Origin of the sequence: Pseudoalteromonas aurantia (assembly GCF_005886875.1) — a bacterium.
Taxonomy (GTDB): Bacteria; Pseudomonadota; Gammaproteobacteria; order Enterobacterales; family Alteromonadaceae; genus Pseudoalteromonas; species Pseudoalteromonas aurantia_A.
In genome coordinates this window covers 1-11,722 of sequence record NZ_PNBY01000071.1, presented here as the reverse complement: position 1 = coordinate 11,722, position 11,722 = coordinate 1, and the positions used below count along the sequence as shown (strand labels likewise).

Genomic DNA, 11,722 nt, shown 5'->3' with positions numbered 1-11,722 from the left:
TATCTGATCGGCATTAAGCTTAAGCTTGCCTTGTGTCACAATATTATGTGATCAGTTGATTTTGCGCGTCCAACATGCTGCAAGTTTATCAACATTAATAGCGTACCATGCAATATAAACATAACAAATCGCTGGAACAATAAAGCTTAATTGAATGTTTATAGAATCTGCAAACACACCTTGTAACAATGGTACTATCGCACCACCAACAATGGCTAAGCACAACCAACCTGAGCCTTTACTCGTTAAAGATCCCAGCTCTTCAATTGCCAGTGAAAAAATCGTCGGGAACATAATTGAATTAAATAACCCGATCACAAGAACAGACCACATTGCCACCTTGCCCTCTGTTAGTATTGTTACCGCTAGTAATGCGACAATACATAGTGTATTGAACAACACAGCTTTAGAGGGAGCAATTTTTTGCAATACAGCAGAACCAATAAAACGACCGATCATGGCCCCCCCCCAGTAGTAGCTAATATATTTTGCCGCTTCATGTTCAGCAAGCCCAACTATGTGGCCCTCTGCAAAGTAATTAACCAAAAAGCTACCAATAGCGACTTCCGCACCCACATAACAAAAAATAGCCACGACTCCCATCACTAGGTGTGGTGCTTCAAGCAAGTTGCGGCCTTTTGCCTTGCAGTCTTGCTCTTCTGTATGTGCTTTAATTTCAGGTAATTTTAAAAACGCAAACACGACAGCAATCGTTATTAATGCTGCAGCAAGGATCAAATATGGTATTTTAACCGCATCCGCACCTGCTTCCGCCGCAAAAGCACCAGCTCCACCAAAGAGTAAAAATCCACCCACAGCCGGGCCAATGGTTGTTCCTAGCGAGTTAAGTGCTTGCGCCAAATTCAATCTACTAGATGCTGTTTTCTCAGGACCAAGTGCTGCAACATATGGATTAGCAGATACTTGTAATAACGTGATCCCAGCCGCCAGAACAAATAATGCGGTTAAAAATAACCAATATTCACTCACAACGACTGCAGGGTAAAACAATAAACAACCAATTGAAGCAACAATAAGGCCACTCAATACGCCATTTTTATAACCAAATCGCTTTACCAACATGCCAGCGGGCAAAGAGACAATAAAATATGCGCTGAAAAAACAGAATTGAATCATCATCGCTTCGGTATAACTGAGATCAAATACATCCTTTAAACGTGGGATCAACACATCATTTAAAACAGTAATAAATCCCCACAAAAAAAACAGGGTTGTCATCGCAGTTAACGGCAATGCATAGTTTTGGTTATTCGTGCTGCTATTAGCTACAAAGCTTTGGTTGGTATTAATTTCACTCACAAGAAATACTCCATTAAAAGGGATAGCCAGATTCTACACATTGTTACAAGAAAATCACAAATGGTTTATTGGATCGTTCCATATCTTTTTAAATGATGCTAAAGTCAGTTATCAACATCATTATGGAGCGTCGGATGCCACAAAACTTTAGAAGTGCCGATTTTTTACGTGAGCACATTAATACTACAATGAACTTTTACCATCCTAATTGTATTGATCCACAAGGTGGCTTTTATCAGTTTTTTAAAGACAACGGTGATATTTACGACAAACGTACACGGCATTTGGTGTCTAGCACTCGATTTATATTTAACTACGCAATGGCTTATTTAGCTGAGCCAAACAAGTCATACTTTGAACTTGTTGTTCATGGTTTAGATTACTTAGAAAACGCCCATAAACAAAGTAATGGCGGTTATGCATGGCTCATTGAAAATGGAGTTGCATCAGATACAACAAATCACTGCTACGGACTCGCCTTTGTATTACTGGCAAATGCAGTTGCTTTAAAAGTAGGTGTTAAAAACGCTGAAAACACGATAGAAAACGTTTGGCAGTTACTTGAAGATAAATATTATTTAGCCGAGCACAAATTATACCTCGATGAATATGATAGCCAATTCCAAGCTGCTGATGCTTATCGAGGGCAAAACGCCAACATGCATCTGTGTGAAGCACTGCTAATGTGCTTTGAAGCCACTAATAATGATAAGTTTTTAGCACGTGCTTATGACTTAGCTCACACTATGACTGTCAACAAAGCAGCGTTAGCAAACGGACTCGTATGGGAGCATTATAATGCCGATTGGCAGATTGATTGGGAATATAATAAAGAGGACCCTAAGCACCTATTTCGACCATGGGGGTTCCAACCAGGTCATCAAACTGAATGGGCTAAGCTTTTACTGATCTTGAACCGTCATAAAAGTGAGCCTTGGATGATAGACACGGCTAAAGCACTATTTGATTTAGCGCTAAAGCATGCGTGGGATACACAACATAGTGGGATCTGCTATGGTTTTGCCCCAGATTATAGTATTTGTGATGGCGACAAGTATTTCTGGGTTCAAGCTGAAAGCTTTTCAGCAGCGGCTTTACTGGCGATCGCAACGGGTGATGCTAAATACTGGCAATGGTACGATAAAATTTGGCAATACAGTTGGACGCATATGATCGATCATAAACATGGTGCATGGTATCGTATTCTCACGCAAGATAACCACGCATATAGTGATGAAAAAAGCCCAGCAGGAAAAACGGACTATCATACTATGGGGGCCTGTTATGAGGTCTTACGTGCTTATGAATTAGAAGAGCAAAAAAAATGAGTGTTGTATGTTTTGGCGAAGCCCTAATAGATTTTTTATCAGACGGAAAAAACCCTGAGTCGTTTACTAAATTTGCAGGTGGCGCGCCTGCAAATGTTGCTGTTGCCGTTGCAAAACACGGTGTTAGTTCAAGTTTTTGTGGAATGCTAGGTAAGGACATGTTTGGTGAGTTTTTGCAACAGGAGCTGCAAGGGCATAACGTTAATACCCAATATTGTTTATTTACCGATAAAGCCAAAACCGCATTAGCTTTTGTATCATTAGACCAATCAGGCGAACGCAGTTTTAGTTTTTATCGCCCACCATCGGCTGATCTATTGTTTCGAGTTTATGACTTCGATATCGAAATGTTCCGCACCCATACACTTATCCATGTTTGCAGCAACAGTCTGACAGAATCGAAGATATATAAATCAACAATTCATGCTCTCACTCAAGCCAAAAAACATGGGTTAACCACAAGTTTTGACATGAATTTAAGGCTCAACCTCTGGTCGTGTTTAAATCATACGATAGAACGGCTTTGGCATGTTATTTCATTAAGTGATGTTATTAAACTGGCGAGCGAAGAACTGGCCTTTCTTAATAAGCATAGTCACCCGGAACAAAATGAAGATGTCACTATTGCAGCGATACTCGGTGCAAATGTGAAATGTCTCATTATTACAGATGGCGCGAATGACATACGTTACTTTACCAATAGTAGTAGTGGGCATATATCTCCACCAACCGTAAAAGCTGTTGATACAACCGCAGCAGGTGATGCATTTATTGGTGGTTTACTCGCACAGCTTGTACGCAATAATAATAAGTCAAAACTCTCAGATAATGCATTCATAAAAGATGCGATACTCTATGCGAGTAAATGCGGAGCTTTCGCTGTTCAAAAAAAGGGGGCTTTCTCGTCACTGCCGGCATCCTCTGACATAGCAACTATCGAGTAATACACAACTTTCAAGATGATGAGCTAACTGACAAACAGGTTAGTTCCTCTTAATAAGCATTGATATTAAGCTAGGAGCAGTATATTTGCTCGCTCGCAGTTGCAATATGATATATCATTTACATTCAATGACGTCATAACGAGTTGTAAATTTGGCACGAATCGTATTCTGTTTGTTGTTTTGGATAAATGCTAGTTTAGCCTCCGGACAGAGTCCGTTGCATAGCCAACTGGCACGTGCTCAGTCGCTGCATAATAATCTTGAACGAATTAGTTTAATTCGATCTCTTGAAACGCAAATAAATCAGTCGAATGATTTAGAGCTTCAGGTCGACTTTGTGATCCTATTGGCGAATTCGTTAGACAATACAGGTAAAGCAGAAGAAGCCCAACGCATATTTGAAAAATATACTACCAAAGACAAAGAATTCCCCCCTACTTCGCACTAAAATTAAACACCGGCTAGGCAAAGTTCTTTACAATAATCACCATTACGATACCAGTGAAGTGTATCTGAGCGATGCATTAGACACATTTAAAAAGTTGGGTCACTTTGAATTGCAGACTAGAGCGCTTTCAGATCTTGCTAATCTATATCATAACACTGGCCGGTATTATGAAGGTATAAACCTTCTCACCCATCACATTGATGAATATGAGTCGCAACTTACCCCTGTGTTACTCGCTAGCCTGTATCACAGTATTGCGAGACTACTAGAACAAGTGGATCAGATTAAGCACGCGCTAATGTACAAGCTAAAAAAGTTTGAGATTGAAGCTAAATTAGAGGTAAGTGAAAGTAAAAAGGCAGGTACATTATACGCAATAGCTGTATCTTACTCAGATATAGGCAACTATTAAAAGTCGGTCGAATATTTCAAGTTAGCCTATGAAATAGATAAGAGATCTGCTGACTTATCCTATATCGGGCACAGTCTTACTCAGCTAAGTTACAATACTTATAAATTAGGCAAGCTAGACACAGCTAAAAGCTATGCACAGCACAATTTATCTCTGATCCTAACCGCACAAAATAAATTTGAAGAAGCACTGGCATTACAAGAACAAGTCGTCAATGCTGTAAGTAAAGCAAAAGGTGACTTCCACCTAAAGAATAATAGCTTATTACACCTTAGCCGAATACACTTCCTACTTGGACATTCTCAACAAGCCAAACGACTGGCAACTGAAACGCTTGAACAAGCTAAAATACATGACTTTAGACTAACCCAAATAGCAGCTGCACAAATATTGTCGGACTTATACGAAAAAGAACATAATTATGCTGATGCATACCTGTGGCAAAAACAACTAACTGAGCTAGAAAAACACTATGCAAAAACTAACTTAGATAAAGAATTAGCTTTCGTACAAAATTCTTTAGAATCATTGAACAAAGATATCCTAATAAAAAAGAGTCAATTAGAGCACTCAAATACACAAGCTGAACTCTCAAAATCACAAAACCATGCTTTGGTAATACTCCTGTTATTTATGCTCATCAGTGTTATTTTTATCGCATTCTACTTTCGGAGCCTAAGTAACAAGAAGTTACTTAATCAAAAAAACGCGTATTTAGATCAAATCATCCTTCAACGAAATACCCTTTTTTCTCAAATTGCCCATGATATAAGCACACCAGTCACTGCAGCCAAATTGCAATTAGAAGCAATGCAGTTTAATATTTCGCCCAGAGATGACAATCACTTACAGCGCCTCGACAATAAGCTAGGTGATATCCATCGTTTAATTAATGACTTATCTGGTATAGCGTTACTTGAAGAAGCTCAGTTCAAAATATCACTCAAACCTCAAAGCATCTCTGAGTTCTCCACTCAATTAGAAACTGATTTGCCGCTACTGATCACAACACATCAATACCAATACGCATTTCACAACGAGACCACGATAAATACCATTGATATTGACCCTGTCAGGATCCGGCAAGTCATATCGAACTTGATCAACAACTCAATAAAATATACTCACAACCCAGGTCATATCTCGCTATCTATTCGTGTCACGCAACATGCCTTAATTTTTGTTATTGAAGACTCTACTCCCACTGTCAGTGAACAACATTTGCCCCACATCTTTGATCATCTATACAGAGTGCCTAATTTAGCAACTACTGATACTACAGGCCACGGCATTGGCTTAGCAATAGTCAAACAAGTCGTAACCCTTCATAACGGCGATATTGAAGCGCAGCAAAGCGCGATGGGCGGGATCAAGGTTACGCTATCTTTACCCATTAAAACAAAAGCTTGATGTTAGCTAAACCGTTTAGAAGGGTTAAATTTAGAGTCTCGATACTTTCCACAAGGTCCAATATTGCCATTAGCGATTAATTTAATGCATGAAGTAAATAGTGAGCGTTTAATCTTGCTGTAGTAAACCCATAATATCGATAAACTTTGGCCGTTCACTCACCCTCTCTGATGTACACGCGCCGATCACTGCCTCTAAGCGAGATTTTAATGCTAACTGCGTCTCGCTAATAAAAGCACTTACCGTCAGCAGATCTTCAACAAAATAACCAAATGCTCTAACTTCAATAGCTTGCATGGCATCTCGTTGAAAATCATCCAAATGATGGAGTTGACTAGCTGCGCCAAAATCACCAAAGAGTAAATTACAGTGTTCGTCTATAAGTGAATTATGTGCATAAATATCACCATGGCTGACGTGATGTGCGTGTAAATGGGTAAGAACCGATGCCATTTGAACAGCAATGTGATGAACCTGCAAGGCACTATAGCATGTATCGTTTTGGAAGGTATCACGTGTACATGTGACTAAACTCGGAGGTAAGCCCAGGTTATGGTAGGTTGGTGGAATTAACTCCATGACAATACCCAGCGATGATGCATCATTTATTTGTGCAATCGCCTTTACTAAATTGGTATGGGTGCCCGCATTTAAACAACAATCAAGCTCATCCTGCGGATATCCATCACTGGTAATTGCACCCTTAAAACGTTTAACCGCGAAAAAAACCTGATCATCGTGCGGTTTATTTGCTAAAAATATCTCACCTGATGCACCCTCTCCTAATTTATCGCCTAATACATATTCTGACAGTGTTACTTTCGCAAATTCTTTCAGTGCACTACTTCTGTTACCACACACTGGGTTACCTGAAAACGCAAGCCATGCAAGCTTAGGTAAATTAAAAAGCCATTTAGGCAAGGTATTAAGGTTATTAGCAGAAAGTCTGATCAGTTCAAGTTCGGTGCAATTGGCCATACTATCTGGCAATGTTTTTAATCTATTGCCGGCCAATGCTAACTTTTTTAACTGTGTAAGCGCACCCATTCGGTCGGGTAGCTCTTCAAGTTGATTATCAGTCAATATTAGACAACGCGTACTCAACGGTAAACTATGCGAGCGTACGGCTGTTATTTGGTTACTCTTAAAACCAATCATTTCGAGACTTTTACAACGACCTAACACGTGAGGCAGTTCAGTAAAGCAATTTTGTGATAAAAAGATTATCTTTAACTTTTCTAATTGGTCAAATTCATCCGGTAACGAAGATAACTTATTATTCGATAAATCAAGAACTTCTAGCGAATCCTTCAAGGTAAGTATCTCTGGTGGAAACTCTGTCAACTGCTCGACCATTTGCAGTCGCTTAACAGGCCCAACCTCATTATTTTTTAACTGTTGTAACGTGTATCTATGTGGATGCATAACGCTATTATCTGGATTTAAATTGTTTATTATTTACGATGAAATGCAACTAGGCTGTGTTATCTACTCGTCAATCACAATCATAGGTTGGCCATTGAACCACATAGTGCTCAAAATCTTCCTCTATATCTACTATGTTGTCTTTGATGATCCGGCCTTTGGCACTGATCCCCATGTCATGCATTTTTGTTTTATCGCCATCATTTAATAATGGGTGCCAGCTTGCTAAACCCCGACCTTCATACAAGCGACGGTAGCTACAGCTTTGTGGCATAAAAAAGATATCTTTCAAGTTTTCTTTGGTAAGTTTTACGCACGAAGGCACCAATTCTTGTCTTTGCTCATAGCGCGTACAGCCACAAGTCTCCTCATCTATATACTGACAAACTAGGCTGGTATAGATAAGTTCTTCACCCTCTCGCAAGAAATCGGTGCTTTCAAACTCATCACCTTCTTCATCACTGTCTATAAATGAATGAAGACAACATTTTCCGCATCCGTCACAAATGGATTCCCATTGCTGCTGCGTCATATTTTCTAGGCTAGTGGAAAGCCAAAATGGTTTAATCGTCACGATTTCAGTACTACTTAATAAATGCCCCAGCTGGCAATTTTACGCAACATCACCACTTTAAGCAAAGCCCAGTGTCCAACCTGGGCTTTTTATTATTTAAACTATGAAGATGACTCTGCTTGTTCCACAACCCAAGCTTTGATTTTACGCTCCAAAATAACCATGGGCACAGCGCCGTCGGTCAAGATTTGTCGATGAAACGCTTTAACATCAAACCGTTTGCCAAGTACACTTTGCGCGTAGTCTTTTAGCTCCTGTATTTTGAACTGCCCGACCTTATATGAAACGGCTTGACCTGGCCATGCGATATAACGCTCAACTTCAGCGACAACATCACTTTCTGCCATCGAGGAATTATTGATCATAAACGTGATCGCTTGTTCTCTACTCCAATTTTTAGCGTGGAGGCCAGTATCAACCACCAGCCTCATTGCTCTTAACTGCTCGTCTACCAAACGTCCGTACCACATTAACGGATCTGTGAATAACCCCAGCTCTTTCCCTAAACTTTCAGCATATAAAGCCCAGCCTTCCGAAAATACCGTGTACCCGCCAAATTTTCTAAACATAGGGACATCTTTTATTTCTTGCTGTAAAGCTATTTGAAAGTGATGTCCGGGCGCAGCTTCATGTATTGATAAAGTCTCAACTAAAAACTTTGGTTGAGCCTTCAAGTTGTGGGTATTGATATAAAATATCCCAGGTCTTGATCCATCTGGCGCTGGCGCAGAGTATGATGCACCAGCAGCTGACTCAGCTCTAAATGACTCAACGGCTTTTACCACATACTCTGCTTTTGGTTTAATATCAAAAAGTATCGGTACACGTTTGTCTATTTTGCGCTTCACCTTTTCATAAGCTGAGATTAGTTCTTCAGGGGAATTAAAATAGAATTCGTCACTCTCTCTAAGGTGAACAAAAAATGCTTGAAGATCACCTTCAAATTGTAGTTGTTCTTTAACCCAGTTCATTTCGTTTCGAATTCGTGAAACTTCAGATAGCCCGGTTTGATGAATTTCATCCGCCGTTAATTTCATTGTGGTATGTTGTTCAATATTATACTCATACCATGCTTTTCCATTAGACAGCGAACTTAGCCCTACCGAACTACGACTATTTGGTAAATATTCTGTCTCCAGAAATTTTGCCATTTTTTTATACGCAGGTACCAGCATACCTTCTATCATGTTTCGATAAGCCGAGGTAATTTGTTGTTTTTGTTCCTGTGTCAAATCCTTAGGTAAATTAGTTATAGGTTGCCAAAAAACAGACTCTTCTGCATCATCAACCATGTGTACAGTAAATTGCGGTAACAGTTTTGCACTTAGCACTTTTGGCAAAACTACACTTTGCTTTATGCCTTCGCGCATATTTTGCTCTACGCCGTCTAACCATATAACGTACTGTTTGGCTCTTTCGATAAAATCATCGTAGTCTTCGGCTGAATTGAAAGGTTGAGCACTTGCGCCACTGCCTAAACTCGCAAAGGTATTGTGTGCCCCAAACATTTGATTAATAGGGATCAGATAACTTGGAAACTGCGTACCAACCAAAGAAAATGCGAGGTCTCGTGCTAATATGTTATAGCTAATTAGACTTTGTCCTGTTAACGTCGTTTTGTCTATTGCGCGTAATTTACTTTGGTAACCCTTAACCAATGTCACATATTTAGACCGACTGGCCGGTGTGCTTGGCGCTTGAAATTCATCATTATATTGTGTATATCCAACGAATGTGCCGTTGACGGGGTTTAAGGCAATCATGTCATCAAAATAATTCTGCGCTATGGCCTTCATTTGCTCATTCGCTGACAGCTGCTCGCTCGTATTATTTTGTTGAGACAATTCAAGTCGAGTATCATATGTTTGACACCCTGAGAGAATTACCAATAATGTCGCTGCCGTTATCGTTTTTATAATCATAGTTATCCAATTTAATTAAATGTCACTTGCTTGTTTATCAATGCATGATTGAATCATATTTCAACGAATTTATCGCGTTTATATCCTACCTATTTAAGCCTAATAGCATGAACAACCACATATGTTGAAAAGGATGTATTAATAATTAACAGCATTATTTTCCCTCGTCATAAACTTCTCTTACGCTTATTGTATCTCCACGATGTAGCTGGGCTATATAAACTCAAGGCCGCCGATGAAAGCGATTACACTGAATAATTATAGGTGGGCTTATTATTTTAGCCTCCTTAAAAGCAAACTTAGAATGCAAGCTGCCAAATCGTCACCGCGCGTAAATTCACATTCAGCATTTTACTATACACAAAGTAACTCAAGTTCATACAATGAAGTTGATTGTATTACCAAGCGAGCAATAGACACTATGCATTCAAGAAAGTTTTAACTTAGGCTCAATATGAGAAAACGAAATGGTTAAAGGTTAAACTCGACTCCATAAACGGCATAGAGCGTTACTTCGTGGAGATCAAAAACCCAGTTATCGACAATTTAACGATATTTATGGTTTAAAATACAATGGTGCAGCACAATACTTTATAGGCGACAAACAGCCTTTTAACATGCGTCCGATAATCCATCCACACTTTGTATTTCCCCTGCCACACCTTTCACAGCCCACGACCATTTATGTTCATGTAGACACGAAGAGTAGTGTGCAAGGTCGGCTTGTTATGTGGCCTGAGGTGGCATTCTATCGAGCAGAGCAAACACGGTAATTAATCATAGGCATTTACTTTTGGCTTATGGGCATAATGGCGGTTTACAATTTGCTTCTGTATGCTTCAATTAAAGACAACACCTTGTTGCTTTATGTGGCCTACGTTTCATCCATGACCCTATTCTACTTAAGCTTAAGTGGCGTTGGTTTTCAATATTTTTGGCCTAATAGTCTTTGGTAGAACGATCAATCTATTGTCATATTTCTCCTGTGCTTTATTAGTTTGTTCTTATCTGCTTTTTTAAACTATCCAAGTGTTATTCAGATCACCATCTATTTGGTCGTTTCCGCTTGTGTTTGGGGAATAAGCTGAGACGCAACTAGGCTCGTTCATGGTTCAACGCTTGCGGTTTACTAAACCATTGCATGGGGTGTTGCGCCTTGTGGCGGAGTCATTCTAACAACAAATAAATTTACCTTAATAGACGAACTTGGTTTAGTGAGCATGCACTATAAATAAGCACTTCCATAGAATTTGCTTGCTTGTCATTTGCGATTGATGAAAGGATCCGCTTTTAGAAAACGCAAAAGAGACGACATCCAAAGTCCACTAGTCACTACGTAAAAGATTTAAAATGAACCACTGGAGCTTCAAGTAAAAAAACCGACCCCATGAATTACAAAAAGTGTTATCACAGCTTGAACTTGCCAATAATACTGACCATCTCACACAAATTGCTAACCGACGTAAACTCAATTAATCACTCACGGAAGAATGTGCGCGCACCATGCGCTTCAAACATCCTTTTAATCTATTTCTTATAGAAATTGATTTCTTTAAATTAATAAACGACGAACATACTTATAAAGTAGGAGACAATTGTCTTGTGCATATTGCCTCTTTACTCACGCAATGCCGTGACTTCTCAACAGGTATGGTTGCACCGTATGGAGGCGAAGAATTTTGTATTTTGCTACCAGAGCTGACTTCTTCAGACGTATTTGAAATGGCTCTAAATGACGTTAAGTATTAGGAGTTATACTTCAATCAATACGCATGCCTAGCCAGACAACCTTATGCAATATGCAGACGCCGCACTATATGACGCTAAAAAGTTAGGTCGAAAAAGGGTTAACACATACGGTAATAGCATTAGGCAGCAGTAGCCAGCGACTTAGGTAACTTCAACTCAATACATACTCCCCCTAACAAATAAGGATAGG

General features: G+C 39.5%; 11 protein-coding genes and 2 pseudogenes. 9 read left to right on the top strand and 4 right to left on the bottom strand.

Annotated elements, in window-relative coordinates:
* Positions 1-51: 51 nt before the first annotated feature.
* A complete protein-coding gene (locus tag CWC18_RS14740) occupies positions 52-1,320 on the bottom strand; it encodes a sugar MFS transporter (protein WP_138590717.1) in 1,269 nt (422 codons plus the stop codon).
* A gap of 134 nt (positions 1,321-1,454) precedes the next feature.
* Between CWC18_RS14740 and CWC18_RS14735 the strand changes: the two genes are divergently transcribed.
* From CWC18_RS14735 to CWC18_RS14710, 6 genes and pseudogenes are all read left to right on the top strand, one after another.
* Positions 1,455-2,648, top strand: a complete 1,194-nt coding sequence (locus CWC18_RS14735; protein ID WP_138675560.1) for an AGE family epimerase/isomerase — start codon at positions 1,455-1,457, stop codon at positions 2,646-2,648.
* Entirely contained in the window at positions 2,645-3,592 is a 948-nt protein-coding gene (locus tag CWC18_RS14730; RefSeq protein ID WP_138590721.1) for a carbohydrate kinase family protein, read from the top strand. The genes CWC18_RS14735 and CWC18_RS14730 overlap by 4 nt, the downstream gene beginning before the upstream one ends.
* Positions 3,593-3,743: 151 nt before the next feature.
* The gene (locus CWC18_RS14725; RefSeq protein WP_138590723.1) at positions 3,744-4,040 is read left to right on the top strand and encodes a hypothetical protein; all 297 of its coding nucleotides are present in this window, start codon (positions 3,744-3,746) and stop codon (positions 4,038-4,040) included.
* The gene (locus tag CWC18_RS14720; protein ID WP_171041122.1) at positions 3,991-4,452 is read left to right on the top strand and encodes a hypothetical protein; all 462 of its coding nucleotides are present in this window, start codon (positions 3,991-3,993) and stop codon (positions 4,450-4,452) included. The genes CWC18_RS14725 and CWC18_RS14720 overlap by 50 nt, the downstream gene beginning before the upstream one ends.
* A 33-nt stretch (positions 4,453-4,485) precedes the next feature.
* Positions 4,486-4,785, top strand: a pseudogene (locus CWC18_RS21980) (tetratricopeptide repeat protein); the annotation flags it as partial.
* A gap of 57 nt (positions 4,786-4,842) precedes the next feature.
* On the top strand, positions 4,843-5,862 hold the full coding sequence (locus CWC18_RS14710) for a sensor histidine kinase (protein WP_138675558.1): 1,020 nt from the start codon (positions 4,843-4,845) through the stop codon (positions 5,860-5,862).
* Between the two features lie 108 nt (positions 5,863-5,970).
* Here CWC18_RS14710 and CWC18_RS14705 read toward each other — a convergent pair whose 3' ends face one another.
* From CWC18_RS14705 to CWC18_RS14695, 3 genes are all read right to left on the bottom strand, one after another.
* On the bottom strand, positions 5,971-7,287 hold the full coding sequence (locus CWC18_RS14705; RefSeq protein ID WP_138675557.1) for a leucine-rich repeat-containing protein kinase family protein: 1,317 nt from the start codon (positions 7,285-7,287) through the stop codon (positions 5,971-5,973).
* Positions 7,288-7,357: 70 nt separating this feature from the next.
* Positions 7,358-7,861 (bottom strand): YcgN family cysteine cluster protein, encoded by a 504-nt coding sequence (locus CWC18_RS14700; protein ID WP_138590729.1) that lies wholly within the window; start codon positions 7,859-7,861, stop codon positions 7,358-7,360.
* A gap of 101 nt (positions 7,862-7,962) precedes the next feature.
* Positions 7,963-9,783, bottom strand: a complete 1,821-nt coding sequence (locus CWC18_RS14695) for a DUF885 domain-containing protein (RefSeq protein ID WP_138675556.1) — start codon at positions 9,781-9,783, stop codon at positions 7,963-7,965.
* A gap of 554 nt (positions 9,784-10,337) precedes the next feature.
* On the opposite strand from CWC18_RS14695, the gene CWC18_RS21975 reads away from it, so the two are divergent.
* The 3 genes and pseudogenes from CWC18_RS21975 to CWC18_RS14680 all read left to right on the top strand — a co-directional run.
* Positions 10,338-10,556, top strand: a complete 219-nt coding sequence (locus tag CWC18_RS21975) for a 7TMR-DISMED2 domain-containing protein (protein WP_138675561.1) — start codon at positions 10,338-10,340, stop codon at positions 10,554-10,556.
* Between the two features lie 3 nt (positions 10,557-10,559).
* Positions 10,560-10,739: a 7TM diverse intracellular signaling domain-containing protein gene (locus tag CWC18_RS21970; RefSeq protein ID WP_432760782.1), complete on the top strand. Its 180-nt coding sequence runs from the start codon at positions 10,560-10,562 to the stop codon at positions 10,737-10,739.
* Positions 10,740-11,274: 535 nt separating this feature from the next.
* Positions 11,275-11,532, top strand: a pseudogene (locus CWC18_RS14680) (diguanylate cyclase); the annotation flags it as partial.
* Positions 11,533-11,722 lie beyond the last annotated feature (190 nt).